Origin of the sequence: Pseudoalteromonas sp. BSi20439, assembly GCF_000241165.1 — a bacterium.
In the GTDB taxonomy this organism is placed as follows: domain Bacteria; phylum Pseudomonadota; class Gammaproteobacteria; order Enterobacterales; family Alteromonadaceae; genus Pseudoalteromonas.
This window is the reverse complement of sequence record NZ_BADW01000115.1, coordinates 1-22,403: the sequence shown is the minus strand read 5'-3', so window position 1 is coordinate 22,403 and position 22,403 is coordinate 1. Positions and strand designations below refer to the sequence as shown.

18 protein-coding genes and 2 rRNA genes are annotated in these 22,403 nt (G+C 42.6%); 5 read left to right on the top strand and 15 right to left on the bottom strand.

Going from position 1 to position 22,403, the window contains the following annotated elements; translation table 11 throughout:
• Positions 1 to 58 precede the first annotated feature (58 nt).
• Genes P20439_RS10715 through P20439_RS10705 form a run of 3 tightly spaced genes read right to left on the bottom strand, consistent with a single transcriptional unit; the run spans position 59 to position 4,245 of the window.
• Positions 59 to 1,159 (bottom strand): lipocalin-like domain-containing protein, encoded by a 1,101-nt coding sequence (locus tag P20439_RS10715; protein ID WP_008466771.1) that lies wholly within the window; start codon positions 1,157 to 1,159, stop codon positions 59 to 61.
• 7 nt (positions 1,160 to 1,166) lie between these two features.
• Positions 1,167 to 3,596: an FtsX-like permease family protein gene (locus P20439_RS10710; protein WP_008466770.1), complete on the bottom strand. Its 2,430-nt coding sequence runs from the start codon at positions 3,594 to 3,596 to the stop codon at positions 1,167 to 1,169.
• The gene (locus P20439_RS10705) at positions 3,589 to 4,245 is read right to left on the bottom strand and encodes an ABC transporter ATP-binding protein (protein WP_008466768.1); all 657 of its coding nucleotides are present in this window, start codon (positions 4,243 to 4,245) and stop codon (positions 3,589 to 3,591) included. Before P20439_RS10705 ends, P20439_RS10710 begins: the two co-directional genes overlap by 8 nt.
• Positions 4,246 to 4,455: 210 nt before the next feature.
• Here P20439_RS10705 and P20439_RS10700 point away from each other — a divergent pair, with 210 nt between their 5' ends.
• Positions 4,456 to 6,351: a monovalent cation:proton antiporter-2 (CPA2) family protein gene (locus P20439_RS10700; RefSeq protein WP_008466767.1), complete on the top strand. Its 1,896-nt coding sequence runs from the start codon at positions 4,456 to 4,458 to the stop codon at positions 6,349 to 6,351.
• Here P20439_RS10700 and P20439_RS10695 read toward each other — a convergent pair.
• From P20439_RS10695 to P20439_RS10670, 6 genes are all read right to left on the bottom strand, one after another.
• On the bottom strand, positions 6,326 to 7,039 hold the full coding sequence (locus tag P20439_RS10695) for a hypothetical protein (RefSeq protein ID WP_008466765.1): 714 nt from the start codon (positions 7,037 to 7,039) through the stop codon (positions 6,326 to 6,328). The two genes, P20439_RS10700 and P20439_RS10695, sit on opposite strands and share 26 nt — an antisense overlap.
• A 117-nt stretch (positions 7,040 to 7,156) precedes the next feature.
• Complete coding sequence (locus tag P20439_RS10690) at positions 7,157 to 8,950, bottom strand: alkaline phosphatase (RefSeq protein WP_008466763.1); 1,794 nt, start codon at positions 8,948 to 8,950, stop codon at positions 7,157 to 7,159.
• 11 nt (positions 8,951 to 8,961) lie between these two features.
• Positions 8,962 to 10,551, bottom strand: coding sequence for an alkaline phosphatase (locus tag P20439_RS10685; protein ID WP_008466761.1), 1,590 nt, complete (start codon positions 10,549 to 10,551; stop codon positions 8,962 to 8,964).
• Between the two features lie 163 nt (positions 10,552 to 10,714).
• Complete coding sequence (locus P20439_RS10680) at positions 10,715 to 11,917, bottom strand: CynX/NimT family MFS transporter (RefSeq protein WP_008466758.1); 1,203 nt, start codon at positions 11,915 to 11,917, stop codon at positions 10,715 to 10,717.
• 73 nt (positions 11,918 to 11,990) lie between these two features.
• Entirely contained in the window at positions 11,991 to 12,461 is a 471-nt protein-coding gene (cynS, locus tag P20439_RS10675; protein WP_008112803.1) for a cyanase, read from the bottom strand.
• Between the two features lie 24 nt (positions 12,462 to 12,485).
• Positions 12,486 to 13,145 carry a carbonic anhydrase gene (locus P20439_RS10670; RefSeq protein WP_008112801.1) on the bottom strand — a complete coding sequence of 220 codons (660 nt, stop codon included), beginning with the start codon at positions 13,143 to 13,145 and terminating at the stop codon, positions 12,486 to 12,488.
• A gap of 27 nt (positions 13,146 to 13,172) precedes the next feature.
• On the opposite strand from P20439_RS10670, the gene cynR reads away from it, so the two are divergent.
• From cynR to P20439_RS10655, 3 genes are all read left to right on the top strand, one after another.
• Entirely contained in the window at positions 13,173 to 14,144 is a 972-nt protein-coding gene (gene cynR / locus P20439_RS10665; RefSeq protein ID WP_242376051.1) for a transcriptional regulator CynR, read from the top strand.
• 100 nt (positions 14,145 to 14,244) lie between these two features.
• The gene (locus P20439_RS10660) at positions 14,245 to 14,490 is read left to right on the top strand and encodes a DUF3297 family protein (protein ID WP_008112798.1); all 246 of its coding nucleotides are present in this window, start codon (positions 14,245 to 14,247) and stop codon (positions 14,488 to 14,490) included.
• Positions 14,491 to 14,654: 164 nt separating this feature from the next.
• Positions 14,655 to 15,557, top strand: coding sequence for a homocysteine S-methyltransferase family protein (locus tag P20439_RS10655; RefSeq protein WP_008466753.1), 903 nt, complete (start codon positions 14,655 to 14,657; stop codon positions 15,555 to 15,557).
• A 69-nt stretch (positions 15,558 to 15,626) separates the two neighbouring features.
• Here the strand turns inward: P20439_RS10655 and P20439_RS10650 are convergent, their stop codons facing one another.
• From P20439_RS10650 to P20439_RS10635, 4 genes are all read right to left on the bottom strand, one after another.
• A complete protein-coding gene (locus tag P20439_RS10650; RefSeq protein WP_008466751.1) occupies positions 15,627 to 16,928 on the bottom strand; it encodes a DEAD/DEAH box helicase in 1,302 nt (433 codons plus the stop codon).
• A gap of 149 nt (positions 16,929 to 17,077) precedes the next feature.
• Entirely contained in the window at positions 17,078 to 18,268 is a 1,191-nt protein-coding gene (locus tag P20439_RS10645) for an alpha/beta hydrolase-fold protein (RefSeq protein WP_008466750.1), read from the bottom strand.
• 110 nt (positions 18,269 to 18,378) lie between these two features.
• Positions 18,379 to 20,199 (bottom strand): glutamine--fructose-6-phosphate transaminase (isomerizing), encoded by a 1,821-nt coding sequence (glmS, locus tag P20439_RS10640; protein ID WP_008466748.1) that lies wholly within the window; start codon positions 20,197 to 20,199, stop codon positions 18,379 to 18,381.
• Between the two features lie 46 nt (positions 20,200 to 20,245).
• Entirely contained in the window at positions 20,246 to 21,010 is a 765-nt protein-coding gene (locus P20439_RS10635) for a DeoR/GlpR family DNA-binding transcription regulator (protein WP_008466746.1), read from the bottom strand.
• Positions 21,011 to 21,172: 162 nt separating this feature from the next.
• Between P20439_RS10635 and P20439_RS10630 the strand changes: the two genes are divergently transcribed.
• Positions 21,173 to 21,700 (top strand): sugar O-acetyltransferase, encoded by a 528-nt coding sequence (locus P20439_RS10630; RefSeq protein ID WP_008466744.1) that lies wholly within the window; start codon positions 21,173 to 21,175, stop codon positions 21,698 to 21,700.
• Positions 21,701 to 22,029: 329 nt separating this feature from the next.
• On the opposite strand, the gene rrf is transcribed toward P20439_RS10630, so the two are convergent.
• Positions 22,030 to 22,144 (bottom strand): 5S ribosomal RNA (gene rrf / locus P20439_RS10625).
• 136 nt (positions 22,145 to 22,280) lie between these two features.
• Positions 22,281 to 22,403: ribosomal RNA gene (locus P20439_RS18745) — 23S ribosomal RNA — on the bottom strand; the annotation flags it as partial.

Genomic DNA, 22,403 nt, shown 5'->3' with positions numbered 1-22,403 from the left:
ATAAAAATGCACTTAGCCTTGGTTTAAGTGCATTTTTTGAAAGCCGTTTTATAACCCGCTAATAGCCAACCAACTCTGCATAACCTTTACCTTTAAAACCACCTTGGGTTTTAATTCGCCCCTCCCAGTAGGGGATGCTCAATTGATTACGTGAATCGGGGTTACGCGCTTCAATTATAATAGGCTCAAACCCTTTAACCTTGAGGTGCCACTTAACTGGATAGGTTTTACTACTTTGCGTTGTTTGGGTTGTAAGCTCAGATGTTTTTAATACCTGCAAAGTCACGTCGTTATTGTCAATAGCGCGTACTTGTCCATCGGACGTAATGTGCGATGCATTGCAGTAATCATAACTTTGTTGGCCATTACGAATACAAAATGCCATCAAGCCACCCTGTTTTTTATCATCGGCCTGAATGCTAAACCAGTCCCAACCATTTTGGGTAGGATCGATTAACGCCGAAGACCACTCTCTGTCTAACCAAGCATCTCCAGTTACTTTAAAAGTTTTACCCGCAAATGTGATGTCGCCTTTGGCTTGTAAAAACGGATAGCTGTAATAGTAAGAGGCATGCCCCTGGTGGGTTTTTTGGCTATAACCTTGCTCGCCATGCTTTACAAGCGGGCTATTAGCCAGCACCAGGTTTGCACTGTAATTTTCCTGCTGTGCCTTTAAGCTAAGCGGTAAAAATGCTGCTTTTTTACTTGCTAGCTGCCAATCATCTAGGCGAGCCTCAAATGGCTGTGCTGTTATATTTACTTGCCCCGAGCGGCCATATTTCTCGAACGCCTGATGCTGGGTATCGGTTTGTATTGCAAAGTGAGCAAAGTAAAGCTGCCCATTCCACCAAGGCGATGGTTCTGTTTGTGTGCTTTGCTCATCAACCGAGAGCCTAAATAAAGTCCATTGCACACCAAAGGTGTCGCCATTATCTGCTTTTAAATTAGCAGTTACGTACCACCATTCAATTCCTTGTTGATGATGCGCCCCATGATCGCGTGGAAAGCTCAGTCCTTGGTTTTTGTTTACAGGTTCACCAAATTGTTGTGCAAACCCGCTATGCATTGGTTTATTTTTATTTACTTGCTCTGCTTCGGGCTGACACGCGCTTAATGCGCCAATAAAAATAAAGGTAACGGCTGCTTTTAGTCTATTCATGTAAGTCCTATAGCTTGGCAACATTATCGGCAACGGCGCTTCGCGTTAATTTTATTAGCGGTAACGCGCTCACAAATAAAGCTAACATAAACATAAGCACCGTAAAGCCCCCTAATTGCAGCCAATTAACGGTCATGGCCATGGTCCAACCAAAGGCAATTGGCATGACGTAAGTTAATAGTACCCATCCAAGGCTAAGCCCCAGTGGTATAGCTAATAACAAGGTGGTTAAAATAATAAGTGCAGCTTGCAGTACTTTTGCTCCCAATAATTGCTGTTGGGTGACACCCAGCGTTTGTAATACCGCCATGGGCTGTAATTGCCCGCGCCCTAAAGTTAAAAAGCTTACCCACATGCCAAATAATGCAATCAGCATAATAAATATATTAAGCGCCTGAGTAACATAAAAAGTTTTACCAAATAACTGTTTTGCAAAACGCTTAAACTGCTGGTTCGCAATAACTTGCTGACTATCTAATTGGTGCTGCTTTTGAATATATTCGGCCATGGCGTCTACGTCGCTATTTGGATTTAGCCAAAGCGATAAACCATACTCAGTGTAATTTAAGCTGCTATTCAATAATGCATTAGTTGTTACAACAACATTTAACCCTTGCTCGCCGTAATCAAAATAGGCAGCACGTACTTGGCACGTTAGTGTATTAATATGCTGTTTTAGGGTTATTACATCACCTACTTTAAGCGAGTACTGCAGCAAGGCGGGTTCGTTCACTAAGCAACCCACCACCCCGTTTTTGTTTTTTTCAAATACTGCAGATGTAGGTGCTTTATTGTTTAACAAAGTAAGGTGTTGGTTGTAGCTGGCCGTTGCACCAAATGCCATAACATCAACAGCAATCCTATTTTTAGGTGTTTTAAGCTCACTGTTAGCTGACCAATATACGCCTACTTTTTCGACCTCTGGGAGTTCACGCAATTTAGCCCCTAACGCTTGAATGTTTTGATCGGGCCTTACGTATAAATCGGCGCTTAGGCGTTTTTCAAGGTGTGTATCTAAGGTGTCACTAAAACTGCCAACCATAATCTGCATACCTACGGCGGCTCCCATAGCCATTAAAATAGCGAGTACCGAGCTGAGTAATGCGGGTAATTGCACTAGGCTATCTGCTTTTAACCAGTGAATAATGGGATTTTGTGTTGGCCATGGCAATTTAAAAACGGCTTTAACTACCGGTGGCGTAATAACAAAAAAGAGGAGTAACACACAAACACACAGCAATAAGGCGCTTATTTTGGTATTTGCCGTTAGCGCTAAGTAACTGGCTGCACAAATAGCTAACGCAAACATTAGCCATTTAATACGCGCTAAAAAAGTACTTAATCGAGCCGATTGACTGGCTAAAAACCCCAACAAAACAACAATATTAAGTGTAAAACCGCTGACAATCATACTGCTATCAAGGCTTACTACAAAGCTTCTATCTAGCTGGTAAAGCCCTCGAAGAGTCGCCGATACATCCATAACTAAGGCATTTGCCAGTGCCGCGCCTAATAATGCACCTAATACTGCAGCAAAAAAACTAAGCACCGTTAATTCAATAACCAGCGCTTTAATTAACACCGACCTTTGACAACCCAGCACCCACATTTGCTGCTGCAAGTGAGCACGCGCATTGTATGCCAGCTTAATTGCATTAAAACTTAAAAACGCACCCACCACATAACCTAACAAAGCCAGCGCTTGTAAATTAAAGAAAAATGCCTCAGAGAGCGCATCAAAAGCTTGCTCTTGCGCAGCTTCAAGCCGTGCTTGCTCGCCTAACAATACCTTTAACTGGGCTGCTTGTTTGTTATTTAAGCCACTTACTTCAAAGTAACTAATTGCCCCATTTGCGCGCAGTAACTTGTCTGCGAGGCTAATATCCACCAGCATGGTCATGCCTAAACCTTGCAATTCGCTTACCGCTAAAGTAACAGTGGCATCGCCCATGTTTATATTAATACGGCTGTTTTTTAAATTTAGCCGCTGCATTAATTTAGGGTCGATATAAACAGTATTTAGTAACTGTTCAAACCCAGAATAACGATTGTTGGTTGTTGATGCTGAGCCGCCGGTATTTTCTGTAAGCCACTGTAATAAATTGACGCCCCTAAGCGCGAGTTTTTGCTGCTTATCGCTTTCAATTATGCCCTCTAAAACCGGTTGAACCTGCGTAAAACCAGCCGCCCTAATACGCGACCACATACTGTTGGGCAAGCTGTTTTCACCTAGCACAGGGCGAACAAAATGCGTCACTGGGTTTGCAATTAGTGCTGTGGTTTGTTGATAGCGTTTACCGGCCTCTAAATTTAAGCCCTGTATTGCAGTAAGTAGCGCCGCGCCCAAACTAAAGCCAATAAAAAACAGTAATAACAGCCCTACATGGCGGTGATAAAACTGCATATACGTTATTAAAATAAGTTTAAGTTCAGCCATTAATTTGGCCATCTTTTAAAAACAATTGCGTAGCAAACTGATCGGCCAATCGCTGACTATGAGTAACCATAATAAGTATTATTTGTTGCTCTTCGCACAGGCTTTTTAATAGCGTAACTATATCGAGTGAGCGAGCGGCATCAAGGTTACCCGTAGGTTCATCAGCCAATAACAGCTTGGGCTTATTTAATAGCGCACGGCCTATGCCTACCCGTTGCTGCTCACCACCTGAGAGTTGTTCAGGCATTGCTGTAAGCTTGCCTTCTAAACCCAGTTTTTTAGCCATCGTATTTACTTCATCGTCGCTAGGCGATAACCCATTAAGCCTTGCTTGAAAACACATATTGTCTTTCACATTTAACGGGCTGAGTAATTGGTAATGCTGAAAAATAATACCTATTTTACGCCGATAAAGCGCAAGTTCATTGGCACTCAATTCACTAATTTTTTGTTTATTAACCGTAATAGTTCCTGCATCTGGAGACAGTAAACCGGCTAATAAATTTAATAATGTTGTTTTACCCGAGCCACTATCACCTAGTAAGGCAATGTGCGCTGCAGGCAAAATAGTTAACGCTAAGTCATTAATTATTTGTCGTTTCAAGCCACCATCTTGGCGTGTAAAAAACACATTATTTAGCGAAATCATAAAGAAAAGGTCATTCCTGCAACAAAAAATACGGTCTGTTATATAAACGATACCATATCAGTAAAAAGCTCAAATAAGCGTTCTTTTTGTGGCCGCTACCAGTAAAGTTAATTTTACTTGTAAGCTAAAGCACTTTTTACTTTCGTAACTCATTGTATTTTATACGCACCTAAGCCATGCTATTTATCTCAACGTTAATAAGGTAAGCATGTGTTAGAAATAGCGTTAATTTACTTAGCTGCCGCCATTGTTGCAGTTCCTATAGCAAAACGACTTGGGCTTGGCTCTGTGCTGGGTTATTTAATTGCTGGCATTTTGATAGGCCCTTATGCATTAGGTGTCGTAGGTGACCAAACTGATGTAATGCACTTTGCTGAATTTGGCGTTGTGATGATGTTATTTTTAGTTGGCCTTGAACTGCAACCTTCGCGTTTGTGGACTCTGCGCCACTCAATTTTAGGGCTTGGCGGATTGCAGGTAGTATTAAGTGCAGCGGCTATTTTTGCCTTTTGTTATTGGTTTTTTGCCATGCATTGGCAAACAGCACTGGCTATAGGCTTAATGCTCGCACTGTCTTCAACTGCTATTGTGCTGCAAAGCTTAGAAGAAAAAGGCTGGTTAAAACAAGAAGCTGGGCAAAATGCATTTTCGGTTTTATTATTTCAAGATATTGCGATTATTCCTATTTTAGCGCTGCTCCCTTTACTGGCTTTTGCACCACAAGGTAACTCAAAAGACATTAGCGACTCCATCATTGCAGGCTGGCCTATTTGGCAGCAAGTTGGGGTTTCTGTTGCTGTTATTGCCACTATCATTGCTGGCGGTAAATATGTGTCGGCACCACTATTTAGATACATAGCACAAACCCACATGCGTGAAATATTCACAATTTTTGCATTGTTTTTAGTGGTGGCTATTTCGCTGGTGATGCAAAGTATTGGCTTATCGCCCGCACTGGGTACTTTTTTAGCCGGAGTTGTATTGGCCGAAAGTGAATTTAGACACGAGCTAGAAGCCGATATAGAACCCTTTAAAGGCTTATTACTGGGACTATTTTTTATCACGGTTGGTGCATCAATTAATTTTGAACTGCTGTTTAATCAGTTCAGTACCGTGATTGCCTTAGTGGTGCTATTAATTGTCATTAAAGCCTGTATTTTACTTGCCTTGGCAATGGCTTTTAATATTAGTCGTAAACAGCAACTGCTATTTACCTTAGCCCTTGCTCAGGGCGGCGAGTTTGCGTTTGTGCTGCTTAGTGTAACCACCACCTTGAGTATTTTAACCCCAGAGCAAACCAATTTAGTTACCCTTGTGGTTGCCGTTTCTATGCTAATAGCGCCTTTACTACTGATGTTGTATGAGCAAATTCAAAAGCGTAGCTATAGCAGCACGGCACCCGAATTTGATAAACCAGAACAAATAAGCACAGCTAAGCATGTGATCATTGCCGGATACGGCCGTTTTGGGCAAATTATGGGGCGTTTATTACATGCGCAAGGCTACGAAATTACCGTACTTGATCACAGCCCAAGCCAAATAGAACTGCTGCGCCGCTTTGGTAATACCGTATTTTATGGTGATGCGGCACGCCAAGAACTGCTTGAAGCCGCGGGCGCGCATACAGCACAAATGCTGGTTGTCGCGATTGATGACCCAGATAAAACTATTGAGATTATTAAGCTGGCGCATAAAAACTACCCCCAATTAAAAATAGTGGCGCGCGCCATAGATCGCCGCCATGCATACCAATTACTTAATTTAAAAGTGGATGCGTTTAACCGCGAAACCGTCGACTCAGCCATAAACTTAGCCATAGAATCGTTGCAATTGCTTGGTAATAGCAAAGAAGATGCTGAACGTGCTGGTAAGTTATTTAGAGATCACGACCGGGCTGCGGTATTACAACTTGCCGAACTGTGGGGTGATGATGCCAGTTATGGCGTAGCCGTGCGCCAACGTATGGAAGATTTAAAACAGGTATTACAACAAGATAAACAAGCACGGCAAAACTTAAATACCTGTGACGCCAACGATTATGAAAGTGGCTTAACCGAGAGCACGATTAAGCCAAAAAACGCTAATGATGATGCCCACCTTGAATAGCCTCGCCTTGCTGATTATAAAAACCAGTAGCGCCGTGCTCTATAAAACCAAGATTAATCATTTTAGCTAAAAATGGATCGCTTTCGTTATCGCCAATATCCGCGTAATCGGTGGTTTGAAAGTTATCCCATTTTGCAAACTGAGCCTTAATTGCAGGTGTATCACTGTTTACATCATTTAAGCTAAGCAAGGTTTGAGTATCACTTTTTTTATTAGTCACACTAAAAGTTTTAACTAATTTTGCTTGCGGGAGAAAAGTCAGCTTAAATTGGTTATCGCCCTCATTAAGCACATAATTTTTTACCTCATTACAACCCTCACCTTGTGAACTTACTAGGGTCATTTTTGCAATTAAATGGTTATCCACCAGCTGACTTTTGGCGCTCCAATTTTGCACTCCACGTACCTCCGATGGTTGGTACTCAATACCGCGTTGCTCGGCATTAAAGTAACGAATAGGACGAAGCTGGTTATTACTTAGCTGCTGCCAAAGCTCGGTTAGTGTTTCACTTTGATGCGCCACCTGCTGATTGTTTCGCCAAAGAGTAAGTGACTGGGTGCTGTGCTGCGATTTGTGCTGATTGGTAATTTTATAGTCGGCTTTTAGTTGCGCAGCATCAATGTCGCACTGTTGGGCGAGCGCACTCGTGCTGGCCAGTGCTGAGAATATAAATAATAGCTTTTTCATTGGGGTAATCTCTTAGTTAAACATTACTTTATGACTCTAAAATAACGCTTAATAATGGCATTTGTATGACACAAAAAAGCCCGCACAGTGTGCGGGCTGTTTGTTTAGCAAGTTAATTTATTGCGCTACTTTTTCATCCGCCGCTTTTACAAAGTCAGCAGCAAAGTCCATAACATGGAACAAAAAGCTTTGCTCATTAGTGCCTGTTACTAAATGCGCACCAGGTCCGGTTGCATACACACCCACATCTTCACCCGCATGGGTTTCTGATGATAGTGGCACAAGTGCTTCTTGGTGAAAGCCCGGCGTTGTAGTATCAACATTGCTTAAATCAACACGCCCTGTAACCGGTGCAAAGTTATAGCCTGCATCTGCATCGGTTTCATTGCCTAAGTCTCTAAAGCCACCACCATTAGTGTAACCAACCGTAGTATAAGGCATATCATCGGCCGCTAAACTTGGCTCAGTTTGGCCTACACCCACTACCTTACCCAATATTGGGTTACCACGTTTAGGGTAACCAGCAATAGTAAACACATGGCTGTGATCGGCCGTGACCACGATTAGTGTTTCTTCTGGGTTAGTATTTTCCATCGCCACTTTTACCGCATTAGCTAACTCAATAGTGTCGTTTAATGCGTTGTAAGCGTTACCCGCATGGTGGGCGTGATCAATACGACCAGACTCTACCGTTAAGAAAAAACCTTTATCATTGTTATCTAAAACATTAATAGCTTTTTCGGTCATTTGCGATAGCGAAGGCTCACCAGCTACATCGTTACCGCGATCAGCTTCGTATTGCATGTGCGATTCGTTAAATAAACCAAATACCTTTGTGGCATCATCGCTAATGGCGTCAAAGCCGGTTTGATCCATTACGTAAGTACCAGTCGGGTAAGTTGTTTGCCATTCAGTTACTAAGTTACGTGCATCAGTACGGTCGCCTTCAACAGCACTCATTGCATCTGCTGAATTAAAAGCTGCATCTTTAGGTAAAAAGTGACGACGCCCGCCACCCATAACCACTTCGATTCCGTCTACATCAACACCACTAAAACGGGCTTCTAAGTTCTTTTCAAAATTAACCAGCTGTGAAGCAATATCTTCACAATTGGCTGACTCTGAAGTTGGCATATCTGAAATATCTTCCCAGTTACGATCAGCCGACTTAGCATACGTTGCCGCAGGCGTTGCATGGGTAATACGTGCCGTAGAAACAATACCGGTAGATTTACCGGCAATTTCCGCAAGCTCTAACGAAGTAACAAGCTCATGCCCTTTGCCTGATGCACAATTACCACGCTCAACCGCTTCATCAATACCAATTACACCCACATCGGTTTTTACACCAGAGGCCATTGCTGTCATCGTACCGGCAGAATCTGGTGTTTGTGCATCTACGTTATAAGTTTTTACAAATCCAGAATACGGCATAGTTTCAAAGCTTAATTGGTGATCTTCACCCATCTCACCCTGCAACTGCCCCGCTAAAATACGCGCCGCCGTTATGGTAGAAATACCCATACCATCACCAACAAACAAGATCACGTTTTTCGCTTTACCTGACTCTGTTACTACCTTACTTGCTGCATCTTGCGCACTAGCGAGTTTAGTTTGTGCGTCGCTAAACCAAGCATTATTACTTAATGAAGCGAGCTGTTCACTCGTTAATGAGGTAGCTGGGTCGTTACATACTAAGTTAGTGTGCGTTACTTCGCTGCTCTCTAATTGCCCATTAGTATTGGTATCAACACCGCTTTGCGTTTCTACGCCGCCATTGATACATTGCGCAGATCCCACTGCGATTTGGTTATCTACCGCTAAAATATTATTACTGTTTTTGTCGTCATCACTCGAACACCCCGTTAATGCGACCATTACTGCTAAAGAAAGTACTGTTAATTTATTCATGTGAGCCGCCATTATTGCTGAGTTAGTTCAAGAGCTTGATTAATTAAATGAAATACAACGTTTTGTTCTATAACACCTTGAGCAAGGTGAGCACCTGGGCCCATTGCATGCAGTGAAATATCTTCACCTGCATGCGTTTCAGAGCCAAGTGGAACAGTAGCCTCTTGGTGAAAACCTGGCGTATTTGTATCAACACCATTTAGCTCAACACGTCCTGCAACCGCAGCTGTTTCATAGCTTGCGTCCGCATCTGTTTCATCAACTAAGTTTCTAAAACCGAGGCCATTTGCATACCCAACGGTAGTGTATGGCATGTTATCAGCAGCTAGCGTTGGTGTGGTTTGGCCAACACCAACCACTTTACCTAAAATTGGGTTACCACGTTTCGGGTAACCTGCAATAGTAAACACATGGCTGTGATCGGCTGTAACTAAAATAAGCGTTTCTTCAGGGTCGGTGTTATCAACGGCAGCTTGAACGGCTTTTGCAAATTCAATAGTGTCGTTAAGTGCGTTAAAAGCATTACCCGCATGGTGAGCATGGTCAATACGGCCCGACTCTACGGTTAAGAAAAAGCCTTTTTCGTTTTTACCCAGTACATCAATCGCTTTAGTTGTCATATCGGTAAGCGACGGCTCACCAGCTATATCGTTGGCACGGTCAGCTTCGTATTGCATGTGCGATTCGTTAAATAAGCCAAAGACTTGGGTTGCATCATCGGCAATAGCATCAAACCCAGCTTGATCCATCACATAAGTGCCATTTGGATATTGTGTTTGCCATTCAGTAACAAGGTTGCGCTCATCAGTACGATCGCCTTCTACGGCGCTCATTGCATCATTTGAATTTACAGATGCATCTTTAGGTAAAAAGTGACGACGGCCGCCACCCATTACAAAGTCTAAGCCATCAACATCGGTACCTATAAAACGCGCTTCTAGGTTTTTTTCAAAGTTAACTAGCTGTGAGGCAATATCTTCACAGCCTGCATTAACTGCTGCCTCTGGCATGTCTGAGATATCTTCCCAGTTGCGATCAGCTGATTTAGCATACGTTGCACCCGGTGTCGCATGAGTGATACGTGCAGTTGAAACAACACCGGTAGCTAAGCCTTTAATTTCAGCCAGCTCCGTGGCTGTTAATAACTCATTACCGATAGCCGTTGTACAGTTACCTCGTTCAACCTTCTCATCAACCCCAATAACACCCACATCGGTTTTTACCCCTGAGATCATTGCTGTCATAGTGCCTGCTGAATCTGGCGTTTGTGCGTCAACATTGTAGGTTTTAACTTGTGCTGAATACGGGAATTTTTCAAAGCTTAAATAGCCTTCTTCACCGAGCTGGTTGTTTCGTTGACCTTGTAAAATACGCGCCGCTGTTAAGGTAGAAATACCCATGCCATCGCCAACAAATAAAATTACATTTTTAGCTCTGGTGCTTTTAACCGCTTGTGCTTGCGTTGTTTTAGTTGTTAGTTTTGTTTGTGCGGCACTATACCAGCTGCTGTCTTTTTGACTTTGCGGTAGAACATTGGCATGACTAATGGCACTAAACGCACAGGTGAGTGCGATTGCCGCAGCGACTTTTTTAATTTTCATCCGTAATTCCCATTATGTAGTGGTTATTTTTAAAAACTGTGAGCTCAAAAACATCAACCGCTGCACTATAAAAAACAGATATGACTAATAAAGGTAATTTTGATGAAGAAAAAATGACGGCTGCCATACACTAGCAGCCAAAAAGACAGGAACCCGTGGAGCGTTAATCGCTCATTGCTTTGGAATAACTTGCTGGGGAGAACCTTGTGGTCATAATTAACATAGCTATTAGGGTGATCACTAGCATTAACCAAGACGCCTGATAACTATGGGTTAAATCAAGCAATACGCCTGCTGCGTAAGGAATAATTGCAGTAATAATAAATCCAACACCTTGTACAAATGCAGTTAGCACACCGGCCAATTTAGGATTAGCTAAATGATCGAGCGCCACGGTTAGCGTTAGCGAAAAACACGCGCCTAAGCCACACCCAATAAGCCCGACCCAAACATTCATCATTGGCTCAGGTAATACAATTAAACCAATAAAACCCACCAGCTGAAAAACAACGGCAGCTAATAACCAAGGTCGTCTATCTATGCGAGTTGATGAAAGTAGTGGCGCACCTAACGCACCAATAACCTGAAACACAGTCATAACGCCAATAAGTTCGCCGCTATGCTGTGCACTCCAGCCTAGGTTTTGCGCATAACTGGGTAGCCATGCAATCATGCATGCGTAACCACCATTAGCCAAACCAAAATAGGCTGCAAGTAACCATGCTCGCTGGTTAATAAAAAAGTTTCGTTTAACACTGCTATGCTTGGCTTCCATATGCTCGCGCGGTCTTAACCACCACAGTAGCATGGCAATGACAGGAATAATAAACCACATGCCAAGCCCTGCTTGCCAGCTATTATAATGCTTTGCCACTAGCGGTGTGAGTATAGCGGCCATTCCACCACCCGCCATTAATGAAGCTGAGTAAACGCCCATGGCAACTGGCACTCGCTGCGGATACCAACGCTTAACAATACCAGGTGCCATTGCTTGCACGATTGCAATACCAGTACCGCCCACTAATGCAGAGATAATTAATTCCCAACCACTGCCAAGCCATAGCCGCCAAACACCCGCCAATGCAATGGCAAATAAGCCTCCTGCTATCCACGCATTTTCACTTAAGTATCGGCCAAGCCAAGGCAGTAACAAGGGGAATACGCCCATACAAAACATTGGCAATACGGTTAATAATGACGCCCCCTGTAAGCCAAGACCAGTGGCTAAGCGAATATCATCCAGCACAGGACCAGCTGAGGTTAGGGTCGGGCGTAATGTCATCGCCAGTATCGCAATAATTAACATCGGCCAAAGCAGTGAGAAGGTTGATGTACTAGCAGTAGCAGGCCTAGCATGTGTATTCATGAAAAATCATCCTTAATAACCTAAAAAAGCCGGTGCAAAGCACCGACTGTTATGAATAAGTATTATAAAGTGTTTAGAAAGGCTTGTAAGGCAAGAACTTACCATCAAGAGTGAGCACTGCGCGCGAGCCTCCTTCTGGATCTTCTACTTTTTTCATATCTACTTTAAAGTTAATCGCACTGATAATACCGTCACCAAATTGTTCATGTACTAAGGCTTTAAATGTTGTGCCGTATACTTGCATCATTTCGTAAAAACGATAAATAGTTGGATCGGTAGGCATATTGTTTTCTACGCTACCACGCAGTGGAATTGCTTTAAGTAATTCAACTGCACTGTCGTCTAAACCAAGCGTATTAGCTACCTGCTGTGCCGCTTCTGCTGGTAATGGGTGTTGCCCCAGTAATGCCGCAGTTACATATACATCGCTTAAACCTGTACCTTGTGCAATTTGTTCAAACGACAGATTTTTTTCTGCTTTTGCCGCAATAATTGTATCAGTTAATGCTAAACGTGCAGTGTTGCTCACTTGAGATTGGATCATAATAGTACCTCTTACAATGGTTGGTTATACAGCTACAGGAAGCTGAGTTGGGTATGCACGAACATCAGTATGCTCAGCAAGGGAAACAAACGTATTGGTATTGCCATTTAGGGCGTCAATACCACCCGATTCAATATCGTAAACCCAGCCATGCAAGGCTAAACGGCCTTCGCCTAGGGCTAAACGAACTGATGGATGAGTTTTAATATTTTCAAGTTGTGCGATAACATTTTCACGGACCATCGCTGCTATGCGTTCACGTTCATTTGCATGATTACGTGCTTCATTGACAATACGAGCTGAGTCGGCATAGCGTAGCCAACTGCCAACAGCAGGCATATGGTCCATACATTTGCAGGTTGCAATTGCCGTCATGGCGCCACAATCAGAGTGGCCACAAATAACCACATCCGTTACTTTTAATGCAGTAACCGCGTACTCCACAGAAGCAGACACTCCCCCCGGCTCAGGCCCATATGAAGGAACAATATTCCCAGCATTACGAATAACAAATAATCCACCAGGTTCTCGTTGAGTTACCAACTCTGGCACTAAACGACTGTCAGAACATGAAATAAACAAAGTGCGTGGATTTTGCTTAGTCGCCAAATTTTTAAATAAATCGGCACGCTCTGGGAATGCATCAGTGTGAAACTTTAAAAAACCTTCAATGATATCTTTCATAATGGGTGTCTCTGTGTTGTTGATGCAATGAATAATACGCCCGCTTTTAATAAGGTAAAAGACTGGTATATTATGATACCGATAAGAAATACTTATAGTAGAGCCATGATACTGCGTCATATCAATTACTTTTTGGCGGTTGCCAAGCACCAAAACTTCACTAAGGCGGCAGCTTCCTTGTATGTGTCGCAACCGGCGCTATCGCAGCAAATTAAACAGCTTGAAGAAACCCTCGGTGCACCTTTATTTGACCGCTCAGGTCGCAGCGTAAAATTAACCGATGCCGGTGAGGTATATGCCCGCTATGCACAAAAAGCATTGCAGGATTTAGCAGAGGGAAAGCGAGCTATTCATGATGTAAAAAACCTCAGCCGAGGTGCATTAAGAGTGGCCATTACACCCACCTTTACAACCTATCTTATTGGACCCTTAATTAAAGCCTTTCATCAGCAACACCCTAATATCAGCTTAAGCATGGAAGAAATGTCGCAAGAGCGGATGGAAAAACGCCTACTTGATGATGAGTTTGACCTAGGCATTGCCTTTGAAGGCAGCCATAGTGCAGATATAGAGGCACATAATTTACTAGAAGAAACACTCGCATTGGTGGTTAACAAGCAGCATGAGTTAGCGCAGCAAAGCTCGATTGATTTGCATACGCTCAATGCGCAATCACTGGTGTTACTAAGTAATGAATTTGCAACGCGCGAACAAATAGAGCGCCATTGCCGTCAGCATAACGTGCAACCAAATGTGCTTATGGAGGCTAATTCACTCAGCGCAGTTATTGAAATAGTGCGTTATACCCAATTAGCCACACTGTTACCTTCAAATATTGCCAGTAAACATGAGGAGCTCACAGCTATCACACTTGCACCGTCGTTATTAAAGCGCACAGCTGTTATATTGCAGCGTCATGGGAGCTATCAAAGTGCAGCAGCAACAGCGTTTATTAACCAAGCGCATCATACCGCAGCACTTATAAACACCCGCTCTTAGCTATATACATAAAAGCCACTTAGTTTATTGATCTCGTGCTTGAGCATAAGCCAGCTATTGCCTACAATAGCGCATAATTAATTCAACGCAGATCACCATTATGACTGATACAAACAAACCAGAATTACCAAATCAACTGTCTATCAACCCACGTAGCAAATTTTATGTAGAAGAAGTATTTGAACATGAAATCGGTATTACTCTTAACGGTAAAGAGCGTTTTGACGTTGAAGAATACTGCATCAGCGAAGGTTGGATAAAAGTAGCAGCGCCTAAAGCGCTAGACCGTCGTGGTCAGCCATTACTTATGAAAGTAAAAGGCACTGTAGAAGCGTTTTATAAGTAAGCTAAGCCTTATTAAAACAAAGCGACACCTTTGGGTAGTCGCTTTTTTTGTGTCTGTTTAAAAGCATTGAGTTTTTTTCATGTTAAACCTGATGAAGTTTCATTATGAATTTTCAAAAAATATGTTTGAATAGCATTAATTATTTAGACGTTTAGAAGTCCATTATGAGCAAGTTAACAATATTAGATGGCGGTATGGGCCGTGAACTTAAGCGCATGGGCGCGCCATTTTCACAGCCACTTTGGAGTGCACAAGCTTTAATAGAAGCACCGCAATGCGTAACTCAAGCGCATCAAGCTTTTATAAATGCGGGTGCAGAAATTATTACGGTAAATAGCTATGCGTGTGTCCCCTTTCACTTAGGTGAAACGCTTTACCAAGCACAAGGTGCAACACTTTCACAGCAAGCTGCTGTAATTGCAAAAGAAGCAGCTCAAAAAACTAAACAAAACGTGCTAGTTGCGGGTTCATTGCCCCCCGCATTTGGATCGTACCGTGCTGATTTTTTCCAAAGTGAACGCGCATTTACTATTTTAGATACCCTATATAAAGCACAGGATGAATATGTCGATATTTGGATTGGTGAAACTATTTCCAGTATTGAAGAAGCTCACGTAATGGCAAGCGTACTTAAGAATTCAAAAAAACCATGTTATTACGCATTTACCTTAAGTGATGAAGTAAGCGAACAAGCCACATTGCGCTCTGGTGAATTAGTATCAGACGCTACCTTAGCATTGCTCGAACATAATATAGCGGGCATATTCTTCAATTGCTCTATTCCCGAGGTCATTGAACAAGCGCTGCGCGACACTAATCGAGTGCTAAAACAGCAAAATAAACACCTTAATTTAGGGGCCTTTGCGAATGGCTTTACACCAATCGCCAGCGACTATAAAGCCAATGAAGGCTCGCAAGGTTACCGCGACTTATCACCCGCTGAGTATGTAGCATTTGCTAAGCAATGGCATAACCTAGGCGCAACAATTATTGGCGGCTGCTGTGGTATTGGCCCCAAATTCATTGCAGCATTGGTAAAGTGGAAAAGCGATATCAAAGCGCTTTAATATTAATGACTCTATTTTAAGATTAATAAACAATAAAGCCGACAAATGTCGGCTTTATAATCTTAACTTTTACTTACTCTTACGCCAGCCACTCCACACGTCATCTTCTTGGTTGGCTTTTTTCTTCTTTTTCTTACCTGTACCTTCTGGCTTGGCCATTGGCTTGTCGTTTTTTAGCGCCTCAGCCGCATCAAGGTTGGCTTGGTTTACAGCAAAACCTGCTACCTCTTCGCGCTCTAAGCGAAGTTTGTTTTTCTTTTCGATAATTCTAAAGTGATGAAAGTCTTCATAATCAATTAACGATAACGCTAAACCGACTTCACCAGCACGGCCGCTTCGGCCAATACGGTGCATGTAATCAGCTGGGCTACGCGGTAAGTTAAAGTTAATAACAACAGGCAGTTTGGCAATATCTAAACCACGGGCGGCAATGTCGGTGGCAATTAACACCTCTATTTCGCCAGCTTTAAATTTTTCAATTACACGAGTACGCTCGCTTTGGCCTTTATCGCCATGGAATACTTGTGCGTTCACGCCGCGTTTTTCAAGCTTACCTGCTAAGTGCTCACAGTCTTTTTTAGCGTTGACAAAAATAAGTGCTTGGCGCCATTGATGCGCTTTAATTAAGTGCGCTAAAACCGTGGTTTTCTCGCCTTTATTAACCGTAAATACGCGCTGAACTAAAGTGCTTTCGTCTTTGCTTTGTACTTGTATTTCAACCGGATTAGTTAACAGCTCTTGCGTTAATTGTTTGACTTGCTCTGGGAAAGTCGCTGAAAACAACATGGTTTGTTTTTTAGCAGGCATAAGCGCTAATAGCTCAGCAAGCTCTTCAGTAAAGCCAAGGCTTAACATGCGGTCAGCTTCATCAAGCACTAAAGTTTTTACTTTATCGAGCTTAATCGCATTGCTTGAGATTAAATCAAGTAAACGCCCTGGGGTTGCTACGATAATATCGGCACCGCCACGTAGAGCTTGCATCTGGGTATTAACCGACACACCACCAAATACCGCCACCGTTTTAATGGCGCCATTAAAGTTAGCAGAATACGATTTAACACTATCTGCCACTTGTGTTGCCAGCTCACGGGTAGGCACTAAAATAAGCCCTGTTACAAAGTTGCCTTTGCTCGCTGCTTTTTTAGTGCTTTGTTCTAAAAATAGCGTTTGTAACATAGGCAAAGCAAAGGTTGCTGTTTTACCTGAGCCGGTATTTGCCCCCGCAATTAAATCGCTACCAGCAAGTACACTTGGAATCGCCTTAGCTTGAATTGGCGTAGGTTGGCTATATTCCAAATCGGTTAAACGAGCTTGTAGCTCTGGAATAAGGCCAAGATCGTTAAAAGTACTAGGGCTTGCGGCTGAGGTCATATTTATTACGGGCTTATTGCTTAAAAGTAGCCTGTAATTTTAGCGTATTTAGCAGCTATTAAGTAGAGGTTAGTGATTTAAATAATATTTAGCTACAGGTAATAAAAAGACGCTTGCGCGTCATTTTTATTTAACAGTAACTAAAAATCCTAGTTACTGTTATCAAACTCTACCTGCAACCTAGCTTTTGTTTCTTTTAAGTAATTTATATAAGGGTATGAGTCATCTGCAATGGCTAGAGCAGATTCCATATTTTCAAGTGCTTGACGAGTATCACCTTGCATTTCATAGCCATAAGACAAGGCTGAAAGCGCATCGACTGATTTGGGGTGATTTTTTATATTGTATTTAAACACCTCAATAGCACGGGTAAATTGCTTGCTGCCCGTTAAGTTATAACCGAGTGTTCTAACAGCGCGGTCTGGTGGAGATATTTGCTCACCCCATTGCTGAGATAAGTTTTGATAATAAGCATCAATAGAGGCTACATCATCAGTTAAAGCACTGATAGGCATTTGTTTAGGTAAAAATAAGTTGTAATAGGCATTAAATATGCCTGCAGCAGAGGTTAAGCCATGCGAGATACCATCAAACGCATCACTAAAAAAGCGTAACCCCCGCACTTTATGTGATTGCAGTGATTGCTGTAATTCATCATACCTTTCTCGCATTATGCCGGCTTCTTCGCCGATATTGATATAAACGTAACTGTTAAGCTCTTTGTTTTTAGTTATAAACGATTTTGTGCTTTTTACCATTGCGCCATAGTTCCACCAAACCGCAGGGCTATAAGCAATATGCGCTTGAAATAGTTCGGGCTTTGCCTGCAAAGCATATAGCGCAAATACACCTCCAGCGGAGGCACCAGATATAACCTTATAGTCATGCGTGCGATAATTCTTATTTACTAAAGGAATGAGCTCTTGCTCAAAGAACGCTAAAAACTTTGCCGCGCCGCCCCCTTCACCGACAGGACCTTGTGGCTCTTTATTCACTGTAGGATACATATCTCTAAGTCGATTAGTGTTTTCAATAGCGACAATAATAACCTCAGGCGCACGATTATCATTTTGTAAGCGCTCAATAACAGCACTTGCAAGCGGTATATTACCCGCTCCATCTAAGCGATAAACAACTGGGTATACCTTATTTGGCTGAGCTTGGTAGCTTTTAGGCAATTGCACGACAACTGTGCGTTCTTCGTTTAAAACAGCCGATTTAATAGTGTGCATGAACTGAGAGTCATCAGCACTTTGCTGTTTAATGCCAGCTTGTGCAAAGACACTTTGTGAACTAAAAGCAAAAAAGCTAAAAAAGCAAATAACGGTTAATAAACGCATGACTAATCCCTTAGAGAATAATAAGTTACTTAAGCTAACAGACTTTCAGGCACAAAAAAAGCGCCTTAAGCGCTTTTTTAACATTAATAAAAACCTATAACCTTTTGATTTTACTCAACTGTAACCGATTTTGCTAGGTTACGTGGCTGATCAACGTCAGTGCCTTTAATGACCGCTACGTAGTACGACAGTAGCTGTAATGGAATTGTATATACAACAGGGGCAATTACGTCATCTACGTGGTTTACGTTGATTACACGCATTGTGTCGTCTGACTCAAAGTGTGAGTCTTTATCAGCGAATACATAAATGATGCCGCCGCGAGCACGTACTTCTTCTACGTTTGATTTAAGCTTTTCAAGCAATTCATTGTTTGGTGCTACAACAATAATTGGCATATCGGCATCAATTAGCGCTAATGGGCCGTGTTTAAGCTCACCTGCTGCGTAGGCTTCAGCGTGAATGTATGAAATCTCTTTAAGCTTAAGTGCGCCTTCCATCGCGATTGGGTATTGTGAGCCGCGCCCTAAAAACAGTGAATGGTGTTTATCAGCAAATTCTTCAGCAAGGTCTGCAATGCCATCAGCCAATAGTAGCGTTTCTTCTAATTTAGCTGGAAGCAATTTTATAGCGTTAACAATCGCGCTTTGATCTAGGCCTTTCTCTTGCGCAATAGACGCAGTAAGCATTAACAAACCAACAAGCTGTGTAGTAAATGCTTTAGTAGATGCAACACCAATTTCAGCACCGGCTTTGGTCATAAAGGCAAGGTCAGATTCACGCACAAGCGATGAGCCTGGTACGTTACAAATAGTCATTGAACCCATGTAGCCTTGCTCTTTGGCTAAACGAAGCGCAGCTAAAGTATCAGCCGTTTCGCCCGATTGTGAAATCGTTACTAGTAGGCTGTTTTCGTGTACAAACGATTGACGGTAACGGAACTCAGAGGCAATCTCTACGTTACAGCTAACACCTGCAAATTGCTCAAGCCAGTAACGAGCAACCATACCTGAGTGGTATGAAGTACCACAGGCAATAATTTGTACATGTTTTACGTCTTTAAATATTTGCTGTGCGCTATCGCCAAAAGCATCAATAGCTACGCGGTCGTCGTTTAAACGTCCTTCAAGGGTGTTACGTACTGCAAGTGGCTGCTCATAAATTTCTTTTAGCATGTAGTGACGGTAATCACCTTTACCTGATGCATCTTGCGTGATGTTTGATTCAACAACTTCACGCTCAACCGCGTTGCCATCTGCATCAAAAATTTCTACGGTGTCGCGAGTAATACGCGCTACATCACCTTCTTCTAAGAAGATAAAGCTGCGAGTCACCGGTAATAATGCAAGTTGATCAGAAGCAATAAAGTTTTCACCAAGGCCTAAACCAATAACTAACGGGCTACCTGAGCGCGCTACAATAATTTCGTTATCATTCGCTTTATCGAACACAACGGTACCAAATGCGCCTTCAAACTGTTTAACAGCTGCTTGAACTGACGCTAATAAAGTGGTGTGCTGCTGGCGTAACTGATGAATTAAATGCACCATTACTTCAGTGTCGGTGTCTGATAAAAACTCGTAACCGTCGCCTTTAAGTGCTGCACGCAAGCTGGCGTGGTTTTCAATAATACCGTTATGTACAAGCGCTAATTGATTACTTGAAACATGTGGGTGAGCATTGGCTTCAGTTACACCGCCATGAGTCGCCCAACGAGTGTGTGCAATACCTGTGTGGCCGCTAACACCAGCTTGTTCAAGTGCTGATTCTAAGTTTACAACCTTACCAACTGCTTTAACTGTATTAAGTGTATTACCTTCAAGTAAAGCTACACCTGCTGAGTCATAACCACGGTACTCAAGACGCTTAAGGCCTTCAACTAAGATTTTATTTACTGGACGTTCTGCAACAGCCCCAACGATTCCACACATAGTGTCTCCATTAACTTTTTAATTCTAGCAACTCACGATGTAGTTGCTATTGTATAATCTCTGCGCAAATTAGTTTTACACCACACGCCTCTATGGCTGCACGTTTATCACTTGCTAAGCCACAGTCGGTTATTAATGTGGTTACTGTTTGCCACGGTAATTCTAAATTTGGTATTTTTCGGCCAATCTTTTCTGACTCAACCAGCACAATAACTTCGCGCGCCGCTTTAGCCATCACTTGGCTTAATCCAACAAGTTCATTAAACGTGGTTGTTCCACGCGCTACATCAATGCCATCGGCACCTATAAATAGCTGATCAAAATCATATGAGCATAGAACATTTTCAGCTACTTGCCCTTGAAACGATTCTGAATGCGGATCCCACGTTCCACCTGTCATCAAAAGTGTTGGCTCGTTTTCAAGTGCTAATAAACGTGTTGCCACTTTAATGGCGTTAGTCATAACAACTAACCCCTGCTTGGTAGCCAACTCAGGGATCATCGCTGCAGTGGTGCGGCCGCTGTCAATAATAATGCGGTTATGATCTTTTATAAGCGCCGCTGCTGCCTTAGCAATGGCTACTTTGCGCTTAGAATCGATCTCATCGCTTACTATCTCTTTTGGTAGCGCAATAGCTCCACCATATCGGCGCAGCAACAAGCCACTTTTCTCAAGCGCGGTTAAGTCTTTCCGAATGGTTACTTCTGATGTTTGAAACTGTTCAGCAAGGGTCTCAACAGCCACTTCACCAAGCTCATTTACTTGGCTAAGGATCAGATGACGGCGTTGCTGTGTATTTCGTTTGGTCATTAAGTAACTACTATTAAGTTTCGTTTCGAAAGTTAGGGGATTTTAAACGAAACATAATAAATGGCAAGTGAATGCATAAAAAAAGCGCAGTTTTATTCAAATTATCATCATGCTCAAAGTAGGTTAAGCTAGACACCATTATTTAAGTTAAACAAAATTGATATGCAGCCATTTAATAGTATTAGTAAAGAGAATCTAGCGCAGCGAAAAGCTGTGCACGAAATTTGCCGCTTATTTAATAAAAGCCCCAGTAAAGGTAATTTAAAGCGAATAAAAGAATTATGCTCACACAGTGGTGATGGAGTAATGATTGAAGCGGGCTTTCATTGTGACTATGGCAGTCAAATACATATAGGTGATCGTACTTTTATAAACATTAACTGCACTGTGTTGGATGCGCCAATAAATGAAGGAGCCATAAGCATTGGCGACGATTGTTTAATCGGTCCGAACGTTCAACTATTGGCCGTATCTCATGCGGTTAACCCCACAGAGCGACTCAATAAAGAAAACTTTGCAGCACCGATTACTATTGGTAATAACGTGTGGATTGGCGCGGGAGTTATTGTGTTAGCTGGTGTTACCATTGGTGATAACACTGTTGTTGGTGCGGGTTCAGTGGTAACTAAGAGCATTGCATCAAAAACCGTGGTTGCCGGCAATCCAGCACGTGAAATAAGAAAGTGCTAAGGATCATCGTTAAGCCTTAGGCTCATATTTACCCTTATATCTCGAACCCGTATTTTCACTTTATTCCAGATGCAAAAAAGCCCGGACTCTTTAGAGTCGGCCTTGCTTGTATTTGGAGTCGGTGCGCTACTGCATAGCGACAACGCAGTAGAATGTCGTAGTGCCCACAGCGCTAGAGAGCCACATAGCAAATGCTAAACTCTTTATTCGTCGGGAGTCGCTTCGCTCGCCCAACCTACGCGATAGATGCTGGGTGAGTGTGCGCATTTCACTTTCCTACAGACGTAAAAAAGCCCGGCTCTTTCGAGTCGGGCTTTCTTGTATTTGGAGCCTGGTAATGTCCTACTTTCACATAGCAAATGCTACACTATCATCGGCGCTGTTTCGTTTCACTACTGAGTTCGGCATGGGGTCAGGTGGGTCCAAAACGCTATTGTCACCAAGCAAATTTGGGTGTCAGTCCGTATCGCTACGCACTAACTAAAATTTGGAATTCTGATAATAAAAGTTTTCAGTAATCTACTTTAGTCTATTAACTTCTTGCGCTATCAACTATCACATAAAACGCGTTTGGCGTTGTATGGTTAAGCCTCACGGGTAATTAGTACAAGTTAGCTTAATGGCTCACACCACTTCCACATCTTGCCTATCAACGTTGTAGTCTTCAACGGCCCTTCAGAGACTTTAAAAGTCTAGTGAGAAA

Coding starts and splice junctions, on each gene's coding strand:
- glmS (WP_008466748.1), bottom strand. CDS start 20,199: ATGTGTGGAATCGTTGGGGCTGTTGCAGAACGTCCAGTAAATAAAATC.
- P20439_RS10685 (WP_008466761.1), bottom strand. CDS start 10,551: ATGAAAATTAAAAAAGTCGCTGCGGCAATCGCACTCACCTGTGCGTTT.
- P20439_RS10715 (WP_008466771.1), bottom strand. CDS start 1,159: ATGAATAGACTAAAAGCAGCCGTTACCTTTATTTTTATTGGCGCATTA.
- P20439_RS10650 (WP_008466751.1), bottom strand. CDS start 16,928: ATGACCTCAGCCGCAAGCCCTAGTACTTTTAACGATCTTGGCCTTATT.
- P20439_RS10695 (WP_008466765.1), bottom strand. CDS start 7,039: ATGAAAAAGCTATTATTTATATTCTCAGCACTGGCCAGCACGAGTGCG.
- P20439_RS10655 (WP_008466753.1), top strand. CDS start 14,655: ATGAGCAAGTTAACAATATTAGATGGCGGTATGGGCCGTGAACTTAAG.
- P20439_RS10635 (WP_008466746.1), bottom strand. CDS start 21,010: ATGACCAAACGAAATACACAGCAACGCCGTCATCTGATCCTTAGCCAA.
- P20439_RS10680 (WP_008466758.1), bottom strand. CDS start 11,917: ATGAATACACATGCTAGGCCTGCTACTGCTAGTACATCAACCTTCTCA.
- P20439_RS10705 (WP_008466768.1), bottom strand. CDS start 4,245: ATGATTTCGCTAAATAATGTGTTTTTTACACGCCAAGATGGTGGCTTG.
- cynS (WP_008112803.1), bottom strand. CDS start 12,461: ATGATCCAATCTCAAGTGAGCAACACTGCACGTTTAGCATTAACTGAT.
- P20439_RS10670 (WP_008112801.1), bottom strand. CDS start 13,145: ATGAAAGATATCATTGAAGGTTTTTTAAAGTTTCACACTGATGCATTC.
- cynR (WP_242376051.1), top strand. CDS start 13,173: ATGAATAATACGCCCGCTTTTAATAAGGTAAAAGACTGGTATATTATG.
- P20439_RS10630 (WP_008466744.1), top strand. CDS start 21,173: ATGCAGCCATTTAATAGTATTAGTAAAGAGAATCTAGCGCAGCGAAAA.
- P20439_RS10710 (WP_008466770.1), bottom strand. CDS start 3,596: ATGGCTGAACTTAAACTTATTTTAATAACGTATATGCAGTTTTATCAC.
- P20439_RS10645 (WP_008466750.1), bottom strand. CDS start 18,268: ATGCGTTTATTAACCGTTATTTGCTTTTTTAGCTTTTTTGCTTTTAGT.
- P20439_RS10690 (WP_008466763.1), bottom strand. CDS start 8,950: ATGAATAAATTAACAGTACTTTCTTTAGCAGTAATGGTCGCATTAACG.
- P20439_RS10660 (WP_008112798.1), top strand. CDS start 14,245: ATGACTGATACAAACAAACCAGAATTACCAAATCAACTGTCTATCAAC.